Origin of the sequence: Marinobacterium weihaiense, assembly GCF_019061305.1 — a bacterium.
GTDB lineage: Bacteria > Pseudomonadota > Gammaproteobacteria > Pseudomonadales > Balneatricaceae > Marinobacterium > Marinobacterium weihaiense.
The window spans coordinates 48748-67599 of record NZ_JAHQZT010000014.1 but is presented as its reverse complement, the minus strand read 5'-3'; the positions used below and the strand labels follow the sequence as shown (position 1 = coordinate 67599).

The window sequence follows — 18852 nt, the reverse complement described above, 5'->3', positions numbered from 1 at the left end:
TTATGCGGTCGACAGGCGTGCCAGCCGGGGCGACAGTTCCTTCATCGCCTTGCGGTACACCTCGCGCTTGAAGGACACCACCTGTCCCAGCGGATACCAGTAACTGACCCATGCCCAGCCGTCAAACTCGGGCGAGTCGGTATGATCTATCCTGACGGCACTGTCATCACTGAGCATGCGCAACAGGAACCACTTCTGCTTCTGGCCCACGCACACAGGGTGCGAGTGACGCCGAATCATGCGTTTGGGTAGACGGTAGCGCAGCCAGCCGCGCGTCACTGCCAGTATTTCCACGTCCGAGGGCGACAGTCCGATCTCTTCACCGAGTTCGCGATACATCGCCTGTTCGGGGGTTTCGTTTGACTGTATACCACCTTGCGGGAACTGCCAGGCGTTCTGCCCGATACGTCTTGCCCAAAGAACCTGACCCTGCGAATTAACCAGAATGATCCCGACGTTGGGTCTGAATCCATCTGCATCAATCACAATTCTGATCCCGATCTATATGTGTTTTGGTTTTTATTGTTCCACAGATCGACAGTTTGGCAAATAGCCGACCGGCACGCCAATTGCGCCGGCTGGCCTGCCCGTCTATGCTTGCGCTTTTGCCTGCCCGGCCCCGCGCCGGCCCAAGACCGAGGAATCCCCCGTGAGCCTTGCGATTTTTGACCTGGACCACACCCTGATCGGCGGAGACAGCGACCATGCCTGGGGCGAGTTTCTGTGCCGCAGGGGCGTGGTGGATGAACAGGAATACCGCGCCGCCAATGACCGCTTCTATGAAGAGTATCTGCGCGGCGAGATGGATATCCACGCGTTTCTCAACTTTGCCCTCAATCCGCTGGCCCTGCATGCACCGGAGCAGCTGAATGCCTGGCATGCCGAGTTCATGGCTGAGTGCATCGAACCAATCATTTTACCCAAGGCCGAACAGCTGCTGGCCGAGCACCGCGCCCAGGGTGATTTCCTACTGATTATCACCGCCACCAACCGCTTCGTCACCGCACCGATCGCCAAACGCCTGGGTGTGGATGCCATGCTGGCCACCGAGCCTGAAGTAGTGGACGGCCGCTTTACCGGCAGGGTCGCCGGCACTCCCTGCTTCCAGGGTGGCAAAGTAACCCGTCTGCACGCCTGGCTGGAGGAAACCGGGCACAGCCTGGACGGCAGCTGGTTTTACAGCGACTCCAACAACGATCTGCCGCTGCTGGAGGTGGTGGACAACCCGGTGGCCACCAACCCCGACGACCGTCTACGCGCCACGGCACAGGCACGGGGCTGGCAGATTCTGCAGCTGATGCCCGCCTCAGACGCGTGAGCGACAGCCCTTCATGCTGGCATTCAGTGCCTGCATGATCTGACGGCGGCTGATCACGCCGAGCAGCCGCCCCTCCCGCGCCACCGGCCAGGTCTTGGGCTTGTCGCCGCCCATTTTCTGCACCAGGTCGATGATGCTCTCCGTCGGCGAGGCACACAGCGGCTCGCGATACATGATGTCATTCACCTGGATGCGACTGTCGCAGTGGTAGCTGCCACTGATCAGATAATCGATACAGTCGTGCTCGGACACGAACCCCACCACCCGGCGCTCGTCATCCACCACCGGCAGTCCCATCTGGCCGGACTGCAGAATCAGATCGACCGCCTCGGACAGGGACATGTCCAGATGCAACGGATGCGGCACCGGCTGCATCAGGTCCTGAACTTGCTGTTGTTGCTGCATGCTGCTTCTCCTTCCATTCGAGCTGTGCTCTGAGTATGGCAAAAGCAGCGGCGCCTGGCGCGCCGGAAGCGCCGGCACCGCAGCGGAGTCAGGGACAGGGGTTGGGGTAGCGGGTATGAATGGCTTCAATGCGGGTCAGCAACTCGGGACTCAGCGTCAGCTCCAGTGCGTCCAGATTGGCCTTGAGTTGCATCATCGTGGTCGCACCGATGATATTGCTGCCCAGGAAGGGCCGCGAATTGACGTATGCCAGCGCCATCTGCGCCGGGTCCAGCCCGTACTCGGCGGCCAGCTGCAGGTAGTTGTCCGTCGCCGCCAGTCCCTGCTCGGTCAGGTAACGGCGATAATCCGGGAACAGCGCCAGACGCGAGCCCTCCGGCCGCACACCACCGGCATACTTGCCACTGAGCACGCCAAAAGCCAGCGGCGAATAGGCCAGCAGCCCCACGTCCTCACGCAGCAGCACCTCGGCCAGTCCGACCTCGGCCGTGCGGTTGAGCAGGTTATAGGGGTTCTGCACCGACAGGATACGCGGCAGCCCCAGCTGCTCGGCCAGCTGCAGGCACTTCATGGTGCCCCAGGGCGTTTCATTGGACAGGCCGATATGACGAATCTTGCCTTCGGCCACCAGCTCACCCAGTACGGCCAGGGTTTCCGCCAGTGGCGTTCCCGGACTGGACGGATCATGCTGGTATCCCAGCTGACCGAAGAAATTGGTGCTGCGATCCGGCCAGTGCAGCTGATACAGATCGATGTACTCGGTCTGCAGCCGACTCAGGCTGCCCTCGATGGCCAGGCGCAGGTTGCGTGCGTCGTGCCGCATGTCGGCACGAATATAGCTGACCATCGCCCCCGGTCCAGTGGCCTTGGTGGCCAGGATCACCCGATCGCGGTTGCCGCGCTGGCGCATCCAGTTGCCGATATAGGTTTCGGTTCGGCCCTGAAACTCCGCCGCCGTCGGCACCGGGTACATTTCGGCGGCGTCAATCAGGTTCACGCCCCGCTCAAGGGCATAATCCAGCTGCTCAAAGGCCTCGGCCTCGGTGTTCTGGCGGCCGAAGGTCATGGTTCCAAGGGCCATCCGACTGACCTTGAGGTCGGAACGGCCCAGTGTCAGATAATCCATCGCTGCACTCCTTGACTGGCGCTGCCGCTCCTCAGCTGGAAGGCAGTACGCGCAGGAAATAGGCTTTCAGGTATTCGGTTTCCGGGATCGCCGGATGAATCGGGTGGTCGGCACCCTGACTGCCCTGGGCAAAGATCTGTGCATTGCGGTCCAGCTCGCGGCTGTTGGCCCGCAGGATATCGACCAGTCGATCCTTGGCCAGGTGCATGGAGCAGGACGCCGAAATCAGCATGCCGTCCTTTTCCAGCAGGCGCATGGCCAGGTTGTTGATGCGGGCGTAGGCCCGCTCGCCGTTGCGAATGTCCTTGCGCCGGGCAATGAAGGCCGGCGGGTCAACGATCACCGCGTCAAAGCGCTCCTTGTCCGCTACCAGTGCCTTGCACAGGTCAAAGGCATCGCCCTGCAAACCACGAAAGCGGGTTTCGCCGTTGTTGAGCTGGGCATTTTCCGCCGCCACTTCCAGTGCCGTGGCCGAGGCATCGACGCAGACCACCTCGCTGGCACCGGCGGCCAGCGCCTGAGCCCCCCAGCCGCCGACATAGCTGAACAGATCCAGCACCCGCTTGCCCTTGACCAGGGTCTGCATGCGGGCCCGGTTTTCCCGGTGATCGTAGAACCAGCCGGTTTTCTGGCCGGTCAGAATCGGCGCGACCAGGTTGACGCCGTTTTCCGTCAGCGGCGCCAGTTCGGGCACCTCGCCCTGCACCACCTCGATGTAGGTTTCCAGACCTTCGGTGGCGCGCATTTTGCCGTCGTTGCGCAACACGATCGCCTGGGGCTGGAATACCTTGTTGAGGGCATCAATGATCTGTTCCTGGATCGCTTCCATGCCGGCCGTGGAGATCTGCACCACGAAGATATCGTGAAAACGGTCCACCACCAGACCGGGCAGCATGTCGGCATCGCCGAAGATGACCCGGTAGCAGGGCTGATCGAAGCTGTGCTCGCGCAGCGACTTGGCTACGTTGAAACGGTGCACCAGCAGTGAGCGATCCAGCGGATGGCGCAGATCACGGCTCAGTAGGCGGCCGCAGATCAGGGTATTGGGGTTGACCGAAGCGATGCCCAGGGCCTTGCCGCGTGCATCCTGCACAACAACCTGTTCGCCCGGCGCGAAGCCTTTCAGCGGCGTAGCCTTGGTGTCGACTTCATTGCTGTAGATCCACAAATGGCCGCCGCGCAGGCGCCGGTCGGCACCCGACTGAAGAGTAAGAGGTCTGAGGTTCATCGTGCTCTGTCTTTGTTCGAAAATGACTGTCCCGGCCAAAGCCGGGACAGAGGAAATGATAGTGCGTACCCCTGACGAGGCTCAGGGGCGGGCATGCCTGCAGGTGGGTGTCGCGCAGAGCGCACCACGTGCGGCTGCCACGAGAGGCGGGCGACTCAGCTTTCGGATTCGCAGTGCGCCGCATAGCCGTCGGCGTCGAGCAGGTCGCCCAGCTCGGCCGCATCGCTCAGCTTGAGCTGGAAAAACCAGCCGTCGCCGTAGGGGTCGGAGTTGACGCTCTCGGGCGCATCTTCCAGGGCTTCATTGATTGCCACGACTTCACCGCTCAACGGGGCGTAGATGTCGGATGCCGCCTTGACCGACTCCACCACACCGGCGTCGTCGCCAGCCGCGACTTCGGCGCCCAGATCCGGCAGCTCGACGAAGACCACGTCGCCCAGAAGATCCTGGGCATGATCGGTGATGCCGACGGTAACGATGCCGTTACCCTCGTCACGGATCCATTCGTGACTGGCCACATATTTCAGTTCGTTCGGCACATTGCTCATCTCGGATTCCTATCTGACTCGTTCAGGAAAATACTTTTTCACCATGGCGTACAAAGGGCGGTCGCACCACCTGTACCGGCACCTGCTTGCCACGCATTTCAACGGCTGCCGTGCTGCCGGTTCCGACCGGCACGCGTGCCAGTGCGATGGAGTAACCCAGGGTCGGCGAGAAGCTGCCGCTGGTAATTTCGCCTTCACCCACGCCCTCGACCACGACCTTCTGGTGGGCCCGCAGCACACCGCGCTCAGTCAGAACCAGGCCGACCAGCTTGGATGCCGCGCCACTGGCCTTGAGTGCCTCCACCGCGGCCCGACCGACAAAATCACGATCAACCGGTTCCAGCGCCAGGGTCCAGCCCATGGCAGCTTCCAGCGGGGAGACGCCTTCGTCCATGTCGGCACCGTACAGGTTCATGCCCGCTTCCAGACGCAGGGTGTCACGCGCGCCCAAACCGCAGGGCGCCACACCGGCCGCCAGCAACTGCTGCCAAAAGCTTTCCGCTTCATCTTCCGGCAACATGATTTCCAGACCATCTTCGCCAGTATAGCCGGTGCGCGCGATAAACCAGCCTTCCGATTCCTGACCGAAAAAGGGCTTGAGCTCGGACACCAGACGGGCACGAGATTCGCTGACCACCTGCTCGACCCGCTGACGGGCCTTGGGGCCCTGGATGGCGATCATCGCGAGTTCCGGCTGCTCGGTCAGGGCGACATCGAAACGCACTGCCTGATCGGCCATCCAGCGCAGGTCGTTCTCGCGAGTGCCGCAGTTGACCACCACCCGGTACCATTCGCCCGCGGCATCCGGTTCGGTCATCAGGTAGACAATCAGGTCATCGATCACGCCACCGGCTTCATTCAGCATGGCACTGTACAGAGCCTTGCCCTTGTGCTGAAGACTGGCGACATCGTTGGCCAGCAGGTGACGCAGGTAACTGCGCGCCTGGGCGCCGGAGACGTCGACGATGGTCATGTGCGACACATCGAACATGCCGGCGTGCTGGCGAACCTTGTGGTGTTCTTCGACCTGGGAGCCATAATGCAGCGGCATCTCCCAGCCGCTGAAATCGACCAGTTTGGCGCCCAGTGCATGATGTTGTGCGTGAAGTGCGGTTTTGTGTCCCATCGGCAAACTCATCTGCAGCAGTGTTCCGAACCCACAGCCGAAGCCGCGTCGCAACCGGTTAACACGAAAAAAGGGATGACAATGTATCGGCATTTTCGCCGCAGATCAATCTTTAACCGCCTGTCAAGAGGGCTGGCGCAAACGCTCGGGCCGCTCACCGGATAGACCCAGCGCCTGCAGCACCAGATGCTGTTTGACCGGCTCCAGCCGGTCCATCAGATTCATGCCACAGCTGCGCAACAGCCGAATCGGTGCCGGACGCGGTGCAAACAGACGTCGGAACCCTTCCATCGCCGCCGACATGCACAGGTTGGCACCGCGGCGCTGACGCTGATAGCGCCGCAGCACGCGTACATCGGCGATGGCTTCGCCGCGAGCCCAGGCGGACTCGATGACATCGGCTAGCGCGGCGGCATCCATGAAGCCCAGATTGACGCCCTGACCGGCCAGCGGATGAATGGTGTGGGCAGCATCGCCCACCAGCGCCAGCCCCGCCTCGACGTACTGGTGTGCGTGACGCTGGCGCAGCGGGATCAGCTGACGCTCGGCCGTGGCGACGACCTGACCCAGGCAGTGTTCGGATGCCAGCGCCAACGCACGGCAGAAGTCGTCATCGTTCAGCGCCATCAACTCGCGCGCATGTGCCGGCGAAGTCGACCAGACAATGGAGCTGTGGTGGCCGTCTCCAGCCAGTGGCAGCAGTGCCAGAGGGCCGTCTTCGGTAAACCGCTGCCAGCAGGTGTCGGCATGCGCCTGCTCGGTGACGATGGTTGTCACCAGGGCATGGTGGCCATAATCCCATTCGGTGGCGGCCAGCCCGCTGAGCTGCCGGGTACGCGACAGCGCACCGTCGGCACCCACCACCAGATCCGCACTCAGGCAACGACCGTCACTGAGCGTCAGTTGGCGGCGACCGTCGGCGGCCGGGGCCGACAGTGTCTGCAGGCTGACACCGGTTAGCAGCTGCAGATTGTCATGGCCTGCCAACTGGTGCAGCAGAGCGGCCTGAATGATTCGGTTCTCGACGATGTGCCCCAGGCTATCCAAGTGCAGCGCATCGGCGCTGAAATGGATGCGCCCCTGCGCCTCACCGTCCCAGACCCGCATGTCGCGGTAGCCACAGGCGCGGTAATCGGCCTGAACGGTTGCCCAGGCACCGAGCTGCTGCAGCAACTGCACCGAGGCCGGATTCAGCGCACTGACGCGGCTGTCATACTGTTCGACCGGCAGGGCCGCCAGCGCGTCCAGCCAGTCACCAACATCACCGGGACGCTGCTCCAGCAGGCAGATCCGGCGCCCGCTCGGCGCCAGCGCCAGTGCCAGCGCGAGGCCAACCATGCCGGCCCCGGTAATCACCACATCGACATGCTGCTCGGTCGTCATCTCGGTTCTCCGCTTCAGCGCAGACGCGCTGCAGGTTGATCAAGCCCCATGGCGGCACGGGCAAACACGGTCTTGCCGGCCGGACAGCTGTCCAGCAGCTGCAGGCCCAGCCCGCGTCCCAGCCGCAACAGCGGGTTGGTACTGGTGAAAAGCTTCAGGGTGCGATCGCTGAAGGCGATGGTGCGCTGCTGATCCTGACGCCGTGCGGCCACGAAGCGGCTCAGGCCGGTCAAATCGCCCAGGGGCTCACCCGCACGGCGACAGGCGATGACATGATCCGCCAACGCCACCACACCGCGCAGTGCCAGGTTATAGCCCTGACCGGCAATCGGGTGCAACGCATGTGCCGCGTTGCCCAGTACCACCAGCCCCTGGCGCACCTGCTCTTCGGCCAGGCTCAGTTTGAGCGGGTAGTGGTAACGCTCGCCGACGGCCACAAAGCGCCCGGCCCGGTAGCCGAACGCCTGCTGCAGCCGCGCCAGAAAGGCCTGATCGTTCAGTGACAGCACCGCGCCCAGCGCTTCGTCCGCCAGGGTCCAGACCAGACCGCAGCGCGTGAGCCCCGCCAGCGGTTCGCCGGGCAGCAATGCCAGGGGACCGTCTTCAGTGAAGCGCTCATAGGCCACGCCGCCGTGGTCACGGTCCAGGGACACGTTGGCCACCAGCGCATGCTGGCCATAATGCTGTTCACGATAATGAATGCCCAGGCGTTCGCGCAGCGCCGAACGGCCGCCGTCCGCCATGACCACCAGCTCGGCACTCAAACACGTCTCACCGGCCTCAGTCCGCAGCTGCACCTGATTGCCGGCGGCCGCCGAGGTCAGGCTTTCCACTTCGGCCGGCGCAATCAGGGTCAGGTGCTCACCAGCCTGTTGCTGCAGATGACTGATCAGCACCCGCCCCAGCCAATGATTTTCAACCACATAACCCAGTGCCGGCACGCCCTCCTCCGCCGCATGCAATCGGGTGGTGCCGAACCGGCCCCGGTCGGATACATGAATATGCTCAATGGGAGTCAGGTGGGTCTGCAGCGCGGGCCAGATACCCATGCGCTGATAAAGCGTACGCACCCCCTGCGCCAGCGCTGTGGAGCGCGCATCATAACTGGGGGTGAACACCGGCTCGCCCGGGGCGGGCAGCGACTGCGCTTCAATCAACGCCATGCGCAACCCCAGTTCACGGGCAGCAGGCAACAGCGCCGCAGCCAGGCTGGCACCGACCATGCCACCGCCCACAATGATCAGGTCATACTGCTGCATTGTGCGTGCCTCCGACGGCTCAGTTCTGCGCCATCAGCGCTTCGATCTCGGCAATGGTCTTGGGCACGGCAGCGGTCAAAACCTCAGGCCCCTGCGCCGTCACCAGCACGTCATCCTCGATGCGGATGCCGATGCCACGCCATTCCGGCGCCACCGTTTCGTCGTCCGGCGCCACGTACAGCCCCGGTTCGATGGTCATCACCATGCCCGGCTCCAGCGGCCGCCAGTCGCCATGCAGCTTGTAGGCACCGACATCGTGCACATCCATGCCCAGCCAGTGGCCGATGCGGTGCATGTAGAAACGACGGTAGGCACCCTGCTCGATCAGATCATCGCGTTCGCCCTGCAGCAGTCCCAGTCGAATCAGCCCCTCGGTGAGCAGCTCGACCGACAGCTCATGGATGCGGTTCCAGAGCACGCCGGGCTGCATCGCTTCGATGCAGGCCAGCTGCGTATCCAGCACCAGTTGATACAGTGCCCGCTGCTGTGGCGAAAAGCGGCCGTTAACCGGGAAAGTCCGGGTGATGTCGCTGGCGTAGTTGTCCAGCTCGCAACCGGCATCGATCAGCACCAGGTCGCCGTCCTTCAGTTCGGCCATGTTGTCGATGTAATGCAGAATGCAGCCGTTGGCACCGCCACCAACGATGGGCGAATAAGCCTGAAAGCGCGCCCCCTGCTGCATGCAATAGCCAGTGATTTCCGCCTCCAGCTGATATTCATGCATGCCCGGGCGGCACGCCTGCATGGCACGGCAATGTGCCTGTGCCGAAATCTCGGCGGCCCGACGCATCACGGCCTGCTCCGCAGCGCTCTTGAACAGGCGCTGTTCGTGCAGCAGATTATCCAGCAGCACCAGCTCTTCCGGCGCCTGAGCACCAAGACGCGCACGAGCACGCACCTGGTTCAGCCAGCCACGCACGCGGGCATCCAGTGCTTCGTCACTGCCCAGAGCGTAATAGAGTCGGTGGGCGCCATCCAGCAGCTGTGGCATCTGCTCCTCGAGCGCGTCCAGAACAAACGCCTGATCGGCACCGAAGTCTCGCATACAGCCTTCTGGACCGGCGCGGTACCCGGTCCAAATTTCCATCTGCGGGTCTCGTGGCGGACAAAACAGAACATATTCACCTTCCGCCCGACCGGGAATCAACAACAACAACGCTTCCGGCTCGTTGAAGCCGGTCAGGTAGTAAAAGTCGCTGTCTTGACGGAAGGCGTACTCGGCATCACGGTTGCGGCTCTTGAGGTGGCTGGCCGCGACCAGTGCCACGCTGCGCGGCGGCAGCTGCTGCAGCAGAGCGGCACGGCGGCGGGCGAATTCGTCCTGGGCAATATTCATGCGTCTGTCCTGAAAGGCTTAATGCAGAGTAGGTGTGTCGGCGGCGGCCGGTGCGGCAGGCTGACCATCGGGCTCGTTGCACTCGCTAAACACCAGCAGAGCCGCCATGCGAACATATTCCTGTACCTCCATCAGATCACCTTCATCCTCCTCGGAATCGGCATCAGACGGGGTGCTGATTTGCACGATTTGCGCCAAGTCACGCAGAGTTTCCTGGCCTTCCACCGACAGCCCTTGAGGCCCCTTGCGCTCCTGCAGGCCGAAACCGCTGAGGAAACCGCTGCACCAGACGCCAAGCGCCTCAGCACGGATACTCAGGGGCTGGTCATCCTCCGGCAGCAGCAGCTCGAAGCTGAAATCCGGTGCCTGAAACTGCTGCAACGTTGCCAGATACAGCTGCATCACGCCACGACGGACCGCATCACCGGCAAAGGGTTCGATATCCAGTAATTCTTGGATACGCTGCAGCAAGGTGGACGGATCAAAGCGGGCACCGGCGGCCACCTGGCCGGCCAGCAGTCCGTGCAGTTCGGCCGGGGACACGGTCAGCGCGCCCTCTTCCACCAGCCAGTCGGCCAGGGTATCGAATTCCGGCAGTTCCACCGAAGCGGGCTGTTCATGGGTCATAAGCGTCTTTCCGGGGTCAAGTCTGTTGAAGCAGCAGAGGGTAACCGGCCAGCACCGGCACCGCATTGATCTCTATGCTAGCATTTCACTATAAACAGAGCCATGGAGCGTCGATTGACCCCTTGCAGGCAGCTGTTTATAGTCGTCAGGTTAATCGATGGGGTCGGGCATGAGCGAACACTATTTCACTGCACTTGAATACAAAATTGATCAGCTGCTGGCACGGGTCGAGGCCCTGGCGCAGGAAAACAGCCAACTGCAGCGGGATAACGCACGACTGCGGGAAGAGCGCGCCCAGCTGGTTCAGCTCAACGACCAGACCCGAGGCAAAGTTGAGGCCATGATACAGCGACTCAAGGCACTGGAGCAGACTTCATGAGCGCAGACGCACGCACGGTTACCGTCAAGCTGCTGGACAAGGAGTACACCATCAGTTGCCCGGACGGCGCCGAAGCCGAGCTGCTGGCATCGGCCGACTACCTCAATCAGAAGATGGTGGAGATCCGTAATTCCGGCAAGATTATCGGCCTCGAGCGCATCGCGGTCATGGCCGCCCTGAATATGTCCCATGAGCTGATCAAAAGCCATGAACAGCAGCGCCAGAACATCGAGACCAACCTGCGCCGCCTGGGGCAGAAGATCGATCACAGCCTGGACGACCAGGCAAAGCGTCATGAAAAGCTTTCATCTTCCTGAAAAACCTTTTCTCAACAACGGGATAGCTTCGTGCTAACCAGCCCTAATTAGCATAGAACACAGGAATTTCAAGGGCTGACATCACACCTTGAATGCGTATAATGGATTTCAGGTTCCTGGAGTGTGCGGCAGTTGGTCAAGTCCCTCGAGCCGATAAGCAGTACCCAGGCAGCGTTCAACAGGTGATGTGAGCATGTCCGCTTGACGGAAAGCCTGATTTGCCTGTGAAACGCTTCCACTCTGAACCTTAGGGTTCAGGGCCACGACCGACACCGGCACTCTGGGAAGCCTTTTGCCATGATGCAGGATCGCAAGACACTCCGCCGCCAGATGCGCGCCCGCCGCCGCGCACTCAGCCCGCAACAGCAACGCCAGTCGGCCCGATCACTGTGTCGACAGCTCAGCCAGCATCTCTGGTTTCGCCAGGCCCGCCACATCGCCCTCTACCTGCCCAATGACGGTGAAATCGATACCGCTCCCCTGATTCACCTGTGTCGCCGCTTGGGCAAGCAACTGTATCTGCCGGTGCTGCACCCTATCCGTCATAATCGACTCTGGTTCACACCCTATCACCGCCATACCCCCATGCGCCGCAACCGCTACCGCATTCTGGAACCGGTCCTGCAGGGCAAGCCCGTACGGCCAGCGTTTGCACTGGATCTGGTGCTGATGCCACTGGTGGCATTTTCAGCTGACGGGGGGCGCATGGGCATGGGGGGCGGCTATTACGATCGCAGCTTTGCCTTCAAGCTGCAGGCGAAAGGACTCGGAGGACCACGTCTGATGGGGCTAGCACATGACTTTCAGCGTCAGACGCAACTGCCGCTGGAGCCTTGGGATGTACCCCTGGACGCCATTGCTACCGAACGGGGCATTTACCGGATACGCTGATCAGCTGTTGAAGGCGGTCTGGACCAGTGCGGCTAATTGCAGATCACTCTGGGAAATTCCCGTCATAACGGTTCCGACAACAAAAACGATAACGAGCACCAATACCAGATCCGGACTTTTGTTCATGGCTGTAGCAGCTTCTGTGGTTATTGATCTGAGAAAAGAGATGGGCGAGGGTGCCCGACTGATGCGATCTAGTCTTCCACAGGCAGTTTTTTTTTCAACCCTTTACGGCTTCTTTTAAACTTTTATCCTCACTTTTTCAGATCTTGCATGATCTTCTATAAAAACTACCTTTCTGAATGCTTAACTTGTTTTTAAATGGCAACACTTTCTCAATATTCACAGACACCATCACTCAACACAGCAGAAAGCGATGCCAAACCGCCCCGCCTGCGATACATTCAAATGGCACGGCACTCACCGTAACCGGACCCTACAACAACAGTAACAAGGGATCATCTTCATGCTGACATCACTGGTGCTTACCGTTATCGGCCCGGACAAGCCGGGCCTGGTGGGGCTACTATCCCACACCATCGCCAACCATCACGGCAACTGGCTGGAATCGGGCATGTCACGCCTGGGTGGCAAGTTCGCCGGCATTCTGATCACCCAGGTACCTGAAACCGAAGTCGAGGCGCTGACACAGGCCCTGCAGGGGCTTGCCCAACAGGGCCTGAAAGTCACCGTGGAGCATAGCGAGGAGCCCCCTCCCGCCGCCGCAATGCAGCCGATGGTGCTGGAACTGGTCGGGCACGATAAGCCGGGCATTGTGCGCGAGATCTCCCACGCCCTCGCCGCTCGTCATATCAACGTGGAACGCCTGAGCACCGAGCTGACCTCGGGCTCGATGTCGGCGGAAGAGCTGTTCAAGGCGGAAGCGGAGCTGCTGGCTCCGGCCGACCTGGACCCGGACGAGCTGCAGCAGGCGCTGGAGGCGATCGCGGGGGATCTGATGGTGGATATCACCCTGCGCTAGGCCGTAAAAACGCAAAAACCGCCCGAGGGCGGTTTTGGTACATCGGGGCGGACCACTCGGGATCCGCCCCTCGGCATTATGAATCAGTCGGCGCGCGCCGCCAGCAGATCACGACCGCGAATCACCGCGGCACGTACCTGATCCGGCGCGGTACCGCCGATATGGTTACGTGCCGCCACCGAACCTTCCAGCGTCAGTACTTCAAACACGTCCTGCTCAATGGTATCGGAGAACTGCTGCAGCTCGTCCAGCGTCATATCGGACAGGTCCTTGCCAGTCTTGATGCCGTAGGCCACAGACAAACCCACAATTTCGTGCGCATCACGGAAGGCCACGCCCTTGCGCACCAGGTAGTCGGCCAGATCGGTGGCGGTGGAGAAACCGCGACGGGCCGCTTCACGCATCTCGTCCTTGCGCGACTCGATCGCAGGCACCATGTCACCGAAGGCGCGCAGGCAGCCCTTGACCGTATCCACGGCGTCGAAAAGCGGCTCCTTGTCTTCCTGGTTGTCCTTGTTGTACGCCAGCGGCTGCGACTTCATCAGCGTCAGCAGTGACATCAGGTGACCGTACACACGGCCGCTCTTGCCACGCACCAGCTCCGGCACGTCCGGGTTCTTCTTCTGCGGCATGATCGAGGAGCCGGTGCAGAAACGGTCCGGCAGATTGATGAAGTTGAACTGGGCCGAGGTCCAGAGCACCAGCTCTTCCGACATCCGGGTCATATGCATCAGCAGCACACTGGCGGCAGCGCAGAACTCGATACCGAAGTCACGGTCGGAGACCGCATCCAGCGAATTGCCGGCCGGGGCGTCGAACTGCAGCAGCTCGGCGGTGTAGGCACGGTCGATCGGGTAAGTCGTCCCGGCCAGCGCCGCCGCACCCAGCGGCATCACATTGACGCGCTTGCGGCAGTCGGCAAAGCGCTCGTAGTCGCGGCTGAGCATTTCGAACCAGGCCAGCAGATGGTGACCGAAAGTCACCGGCTGAGCGGTCTGCAGGTGGGTGAAACCGGGCATGATGGTGTCCGCTTCCTGCTCGGCCAGATCCAACAGACCCTGCTGCAGGCGGCTGATTTCGCTCAGGATCAGATCAATCTCGTCACGCATGTAAAGGCGAATGTCGGTGGCCACCTGGTCGTTGCGCGAACGGCCGGTGTGCAGCTTCTTGCCGGTGATGCCGATCTTTTTGGTCAGCGCCGCTTCGATGTTCATGTGCACGTCTTCCAGCGCCACCGACCATTCGAATTCACCGCGCTCGATCTCGACCCGAATCTCGCCCAGGCCGCGAATGATGGCATCACGTTCATCTTCGGTCAGTACGCCGACCTTAGCCAGCATGCGCGCGTGAGCAACCGAACCCTGAATATCCTGCTTGTAGAGGCGCTGGTCAAAATCGACGGACGCGGTAAAACGGGCCACGAAGGCATCGGTCGGCTCGTTGAAACGGCCGCCCCACTGCTGATTGGTTGTCTGGCTCATGCCGGAAGTCTCCTGCTACTGATGCGGCCACTGCAGCGGCCCTGTCTGTTTGGCCCCGATTATAGCAACCCTGCCCGCCGTCAGTCTTGTCCCCACCGCCTTTGGCCGATGTTGGCGACGTTCTGGTACAATCGCGTTTATTTTCCCGCATGTCGGGTTGTCGCTTGCATAAGGAGAGTCACATGTCCCGCACCATCCGCATCGCCACCCGCCGCAGCCTGCTGGCCCTTTGGCAGGCCGAGTATGTCAAGGCGGAGCTGGAACGGCACCACCCGGGGATTCAGGTCGAGCTGCTGAAGATCGAATCCCGCGGCGACAAGATCCTCGACACCCCGTTGGCCAAGATCGGCGGCAAGGGCCTGTTCGTCAAGGAGCTGGAAAACGCCCTCCTCGATGGTAGCGCCGACATCGCCGTGCACTCGATGAAAGATGTGCCGATGGAGTTTCCCGAAGGCCTCGGCCTGCCGGTGATCTGCGAGCGTGAGCGTCCGACAGACGCCTTTGTCAGCAACCGGTACAACAACCTGGACGAACTGCCGGAAGGTGCCGTTGTCGGCACCTCTTCCCTGCGCCGTGAAGTGCAGATCCGCGAGCGCCGCCCCGATCTGCAGGTCAACTTCCTGCGCGGCAACGTGCAGACCCGCCTGCGCAAGCTGGATGAGGGCCAGTATGACGCCATTATACTGGCTACCGCCGGCCTGATGCGCCTGGAGCTGAATGAACGCATTCGCAAGGAGATCACACCGGAGGAAAGCCTGCCTGCGGGTGGCCAGGGTGCGGTCGGCATCGAATGCCGTAATGATGACGCCGAACTGATCGCGCTGCTGAAACCGCTGCACCATGCCGATACGGCCAGCCGCGTACTGGCCGAACGCGCCCTCAACCGCCGCCTTGAAGGCGGCTGCCAGGTGCCGATCGGCTGCTATGCGGTGCTGGATGATGCCGGTGAAGCACTCTACTTGCGCGGCCTGGTCGGCCGTCCGGACGGCACCCGCGTCCTACGGGACGAAATTCGCGGCCCCCGCGCCGAAGCGGAAGCCATGGGCATTACCCTGGCCGAGCGCCTGCTGGCAGCCGGCGCCGACGAGATTCTGCGTGAGGTGTACAGCGAACGTGGCTAAACCGCTGCAGGGCCAGCGGGTGCTGGTTACCCGACCGGCCCACCAGTCCGCCTACCAGATCCAGTGCCTGCAGCGGCTGGGCGCCGAGGCCGTGGCCCTGCCGCTGCTGGAGATTCTGCCTACCACCGCGGCGGACACTGCCGACTTCCAGCAGTGCAAGACCTGCATCCTCGACCTGGACCTGTACCGTGATGTGATCTTCGTCAGCCCCAACGCCGCCCGCATCGGCGCCGACTGGATCGACGAATACTGGCCCCAGCTGCCGCTGGGCGTGCGTTGGGTTGGCATCGGTCAACAAACCCGCGACACCCTTGAGCGACTGGGCTTCACGGCCTGGCACGCCGAAGGCGGCTTCGATTCCGAGACCCTGCTGGCGCACCCGTCGATGCAACGACTGGACGGTGAACGGGTCCTGATTCTGCGTGCCGAGGGCGGCCGCGAACTGCTCGCCGATACCCTGCGACAACGCGGTGCCCGGGTCGACTGTGCCCATATCTACCGCCGCGCCTGCCCCGCACATCCAAATGGGATTATCCAAAGTACTATTTATGCTCAACCGTTATCGGCTATCCTGATCACCAGCGGTCAAGCGCTGCGCAATCTGCTGCAGCTGTGTGCGCCTGCCACCGACATCTTGACCGACACCCTGATCATCGTTCCCAGTGCCCGCCTTGCCGAGCTGGCCCGTTCGCTGGGATGCAAACGAATCCGGGTAGCACAGGGACCGGACGACCAGTCGATGGTCGGGGCCCTGCTACCCGCCTGACCATCGGAACACGGCATGACAGACAAGCGCAACGAACACCAAGACAAGGATAACAACGCCTCGCTGCCCGACGACACTCCGTCTACGACCGGCACCGAAACCGATTCTCCCGCCAACACCCGGCCCGACACCGCCGCCGATGAAGTGCGCAGTGAAGACCCGCCGGTCTACCAAAGTGGTCCTGCATCACCGCCGCCGGCCGAGCCGGCAACCGCCGCAACCGACAAGCGCCGCGGCGCCACCTGGCCCGGCAAGCTGGCCTTGGTGTTGTCCTTTATCGCACTGGGCGGTGGCGGCTATATGGCCTGGGAAGGCTGGCAGCTGAAACAGCAGAACACCCAGCTGCAGGAACGGATCAGCCAAAAAGTGGAAACCCTGGTCGCCAACGGCCGTGCCGAAGCGGCGCAGACCGTGGCCAATGTCAGCCAGCAACTGGGCCAGCTGCAGGCACGCGCCGAAGCCGACAAGGCCAATATCGATGAACTCCAGAACCGCCTGACCCGTAGCATTCAGCAGGTGACGGCGGATGCGGAAGTGAGCCGCAAAGACTGGCTGCTGGCGGAAGTGGAATATCTGTTGCGCCTGGCCAACCAGCGCGTATTGATGGAACAAACCGCTGCCGGCGCCCTGACGCTGTTGAAATCGGCGGACGAGAGCCTGCGTGACGCCGACGACGTAACCCTGTATGACGTGCGCAAGGCGCTGGCCGAAGATATTGCGGCACTGGAGGCCGTGCCGACCCTGGATACCGAGGGCGTCTTCCTTAAGCTGGCGGCCCTCAACCGCCAGGTCAACGAGTTGCGCGTCACTCCGATCACCGACAAGCGCAAGCTGCCCTCCCTGCTGGAAGAAATCACCCCAGAAGCGGTCGAGCAGTCCTGGGGCGACGGCATCAAGGCCAGCTGGAACAAGGCGGTGGACAAGTTCGAAACGCTGGTCGTGATCCAGCACCATGACGAACCGGTCAAGCCGCTGATGTCGCCGGAACAGACCTTTTTCCTGCAACAGAACCTGCACCTGATGCTGGAGCAGGCACAGATGGCGCTGCTGCAGCGCAAGCAGCAGGCCTTCGATGCCAGCCTGGCCAAGGCGCATGACTGGATCGGCAGCCATTTCAATCCCAAGGACGCTACCACCCAGGCCATGCTGCGTGGACTGAGCGAGCTGCAGCGTGTCAATGTCGCCCCGGAACTGCCGGACATCTCCGGCTCGCTGACCAGCCTGAAAACCTACCTGCGCCAGATGCAGGACCTGCGAGCGGAGGGCTGATCGATGAAAAAGCTGTTTGTCTTTCTGTTGATCTTCCTCGTGGCCGGCGCCTGGCTGGGCCAGATGATGGTACAGGACCCGGGCTACGTGCTGCTGGCCTACAAGCAAACCACAATCGAAACCAGCCTCTGGGTACTGCTGTTGCTGCTCATCGTCGGTTTTGCTCTGGGGCACTGGCTGCTCAACCTGATTGCCGGAGCCCGCCTGCCGGGCGCCAAGGTACGCAACTGGCAGAGCCGTCGCAGCCAGCGCATCAGCCAGAAAAAAACGCTCAAAGGCATGGTAGCGCTGTCTGAAGGCAACTGGTGGAAGGCCCAGCGCTTCCTGAGCCAAGCCGCCGAGCGCTCCGACCTGCCGGCGATCAACTACATGGCCGCCGCACGTGCCGCTCAGGAACAGGGCGACAGCACGGGCGCCGACGCCTTACTGCAGCGGGCACGTGAAGCCACGCCTGAAGCCGAGGTGGCCATTGGCCTGACACAGGCGCAGCTGCAGCTGGATCGCGGTCAGCTGGAACCCTGCCTGGCCAACCTGATCAGCCTGCGCCGCCAGGCCCCGAAGAACACCCGTGTCCTGCGCCTGCTCCAGCAGGTCTATGTGCAGCTGGAAGACTGGCTATCACTGATCCAGCTGTTGCCGGAGCTGAAGCGCCAGCATGTGTTGGATACCGAGGCCCTGAATGCGCTGGAACACCAGTGCCACCTGCAGCGCCTGCAACAGAGTCTGACCACGCTGGAGGGTGATGCTGATGCTCAGCAGCAGCTACAGGCCCTGAGCCGCAGCTGGCAGGCCATACCTGTCCATCTGCAACGTGACAGCGAACTGGTCGGTCGCTACACCGAACTGATGCGCGAGATCGGAGCCGAAGCCGAGGCAGAAAAGGTATTGCTCGACCTGATCAAGCGCCACTGGGATGTGCGCCTGGTTGAATGCTATGGCCTGCTGGCCGGACAGGACGCACACCAACAACTGGAAAATGCCAAGGGCTGGCTGAAAAAGCACCCGGACTGTGCCGAGCTGGAGCTGACCCTGGGCCGCCTGAGCATGCGCAATGCCCACTGGGGACAGGCCATCAGCCACTTCGAACGCAGCTTCGAGCTGGACCCGCGCGAGGACACCTTCAGCGAGCTACAGCGCCTGCTGCATCACCTGGGCGAAACCGAACGCGCCGCTCAATTAATGCAGACCCAGCTCGGACGCCTGGCACCCGGCCTACCGAGCCTGCCGCTGCCGGAGAAAACGGACTGAACCGGCCGGGCGCGGACACGAAAAAGGGCAGCTGAAGCTGCC

General features: G+C 62.1%; 20 protein-coding genes and 1 other RNA gene. 10 read left to right on the top strand and 11 right to left on the bottom strand.

Annotated elements, in window-relative coordinates; translation table 11 throughout:
• The gene (locus tag KTN04_RS11630; protein WP_217335402.1) at positions 1-486 is read right to left on the bottom strand and encodes an RNA pyrophosphohydrolase; all 486 of its coding nucleotides are present in this window, start codon (positions 484-486) and stop codon (positions 1-3) included.
• A 163-nt stretch (positions 487-649) separates the two neighbouring features.
• Between KTN04_RS11630 and KTN04_RS11625 the strand changes: the two genes are divergently transcribed.
• Positions 650-1318 carry a histidinol-phosphatase gene (locus tag KTN04_RS11625; protein WP_217335401.1) on the top strand — a complete coding sequence of 223 codons (669 nt, stop codon included), beginning with the start codon at positions 650-652 and terminating at the stop codon, positions 1316-1318.
• Here KTN04_RS11625 and KTN04_RS11620 read toward each other — a convergent pair.
• The 9 genes from KTN04_RS11620 to KTN04_RS11580 all read right to left on the bottom strand — a co-directional run bounded on the left by KTN04_RS11620 (position 1307) and on the right by KTN04_RS11580 (position 10356).
• Complete coding sequence (locus KTN04_RS11620) at positions 1307-1723, bottom strand: CBS domain-containing protein (RefSeq protein ID WP_217335400.1); 417 nt, start codon at positions 1721-1723, stop codon at positions 1307-1309. The genes KTN04_RS11625 and KTN04_RS11620 overlap by 12 nt on opposite strands.
• 88 nt (positions 1724-1811) lie before the next feature.
• Positions 1812-2849 (bottom strand): NADP(H)-dependent aldo-keto reductase, encoded by a 1038-nt coding sequence (locus tag KTN04_RS11615; protein WP_217335399.1) that lies wholly within the window; start codon positions 2847-2849, stop codon positions 1812-1814.
• Between the two features lie 31 nt (positions 2850-2880).
• The gene (locus tag KTN04_RS11610) at positions 2881-4077 is read right to left on the bottom strand and encodes a class I SAM-dependent rRNA methyltransferase (protein ID WP_217335398.1); all 1197 of its coding nucleotides are present in this window, start codon (positions 4075-4077) and stop codon (positions 2881-2883) included.
• Positions 4078-4232: 155 nt separating this feature from the next.
• The gene (gcvH, locus tag KTN04_RS11605; protein ID WP_217335397.1) at positions 4233-4625 is read right to left on the bottom strand and encodes a glycine cleavage system protein GcvH; all 393 of its coding nucleotides are present in this window, start codon (positions 4623-4625) and stop codon (positions 4233-4235) included.
• A gap of 22 nt (positions 4626-4647) precedes the next feature.
• Positions 4648-5751, bottom strand: a complete 1104-nt coding sequence (gene gcvT / locus KTN04_RS11600) for a glycine cleavage system aminomethyltransferase GcvT (protein ID WP_217335396.1) — start codon at positions 5749-5751, stop codon at positions 4648-4650.
• 123 nt (positions 5752-5874) lie between these two features.
• On the bottom strand, positions 5875-7134 hold the full coding sequence (locus KTN04_RS11595; RefSeq protein WP_217335395.1) for an FAD-dependent monooxygenase: 1260 nt from the start codon (positions 7132-7134) through the stop codon (positions 5875-5877).
• Positions 7135-7148: 14 nt separating this feature from the next.
• Entirely contained in the window at positions 7149-8393 is a 1245-nt protein-coding gene (gene ubiH, locus KTN04_RS11590) for a 2-octaprenyl-6-methoxyphenyl hydroxylase (protein ID WP_217335394.1), read from the bottom strand.
• Positions 8394-8412: 19 nt separating this feature from the next.
• Positions 8413-9729, bottom strand: coding sequence for a Xaa-Pro aminopeptidase (gene pepP, locus KTN04_RS11585; protein ID WP_217335393.1), 1317 nt, complete (start codon positions 9727-9729; stop codon positions 8413-8415).
• Positions 9730-9747: 18 nt separating this feature from the next.
• Positions 9748-10356 carry a UPF0149 family protein gene (locus KTN04_RS11580; protein WP_217335392.1) on the bottom strand — a complete coding sequence of 203 codons (609 nt, stop codon included), beginning with the start codon at positions 10354-10356 and terminating at the stop codon, positions 9748-9750.
• A gap of 169 nt (positions 10357-10525) precedes the next feature.
• Here KTN04_RS11580 and KTN04_RS11575 point away from each other — a divergent pair, with 169 nt between their 5' ends.
• The 5 genes from KTN04_RS11575 (at position 10526) to KTN04_RS11555 (ending at position 12925) form a co-directional block, all read left to right on the top strand.
• The gene (locus tag KTN04_RS11575; protein WP_217335391.1) at positions 10526-10735 is read left to right on the top strand and encodes a TIGR02449 family protein; all 210 of its coding nucleotides are present in this window, start codon (positions 10526-10528) and stop codon (positions 10733-10735) included.
• A complete protein-coding gene (locus tag KTN04_RS11570) occupies positions 10732-11052 on the top strand; it encodes a cell division protein ZapA (protein ID WP_217335390.1) in 321 nt (106 codons plus the stop codon). Before KTN04_RS11575 ends, KTN04_RS11570 begins: the two co-directional genes overlap by 4 nt.
• A 110-nt stretch (positions 11053-11162) precedes the next feature.
• A non-coding RNA gene (gene ssrS, locus KTN04_RS11565) (6S RNA) lies at positions 11163-11343 on the top strand.
• Between the two features lie 6 nt (positions 11344-11349).
• Complete coding sequence (locus KTN04_RS11560; RefSeq protein WP_217335389.1) at positions 11350-11943, top strand: 5-formyltetrahydrofolate cyclo-ligase; 594 nt, start codon at positions 11350-11352, stop codon at positions 11941-11943.
• A 466-nt stretch (positions 11944-12409) separates the two neighbouring features.
• Positions 12410-12925: a glycine cleavage system protein R gene (locus KTN04_RS11555; RefSeq protein WP_217335388.1), complete on the top strand. Its 516-nt coding sequence runs from the start codon at positions 12410-12412 to the stop codon at positions 12923-12925.
• Positions 12926-13008: 83 nt separating this feature from the next.
• Here KTN04_RS11555 and argH read toward each other — a convergent pair whose 3' ends face one another.
• On the bottom strand, positions 13009-14406 hold the full coding sequence (gene argH / locus KTN04_RS11550; RefSeq protein ID WP_217335387.1) for an argininosuccinate lyase: 1398 nt from the start codon (positions 14404-14406) through the stop codon (positions 13009-13011).
• A gap of 182 nt (positions 14407-14588) precedes the next feature.
• Between argH and hemC the strand changes: the two genes are divergently transcribed.
• The 4 genes from hemC to KTN04_RS11530 are packed head-to-tail and all read left to right on the top strand — an operon-like array spanning position 14589 to position 18810.
• Complete coding sequence (gene hemC, locus KTN04_RS11545; RefSeq protein WP_217335386.1) at positions 14589-15527, top strand: hydroxymethylbilane synthase; 939 nt, start codon at positions 14589-14591, stop codon at positions 15525-15527.
• Positions 15520-16293, top strand: coding sequence for a uroporphyrinogen-III synthase (locus tag KTN04_RS11540; protein WP_328515983.1), 774 nt, complete (start codon positions 15520-15522; stop codon positions 16291-16293). The genes hemC and KTN04_RS11540 overlap by 8 nt, the downstream gene beginning before the upstream one ends.
• A gap of 15 nt (positions 16294-16308) precedes the next feature.
• The gene (locus tag KTN04_RS11535; protein ID WP_217335385.1) at positions 16309-17562 is read left to right on the top strand and encodes a uroporphyrinogen-III C-methyltransferase; all 1254 of its coding nucleotides are present in this window, start codon (positions 16309-16311) and stop codon (positions 17560-17562) included.
• Positions 17563-17565: 3 nt separating this feature from the next.
• Positions 17566-18810, top strand: coding sequence for a heme biosynthesis HemY N-terminal domain-containing protein (locus KTN04_RS11530; protein WP_217335384.1), 1245 nt, complete (start codon positions 17566-17568; stop codon positions 18808-18810).
• Positions 18811-18852 lie beyond the last annotated feature (42 nt).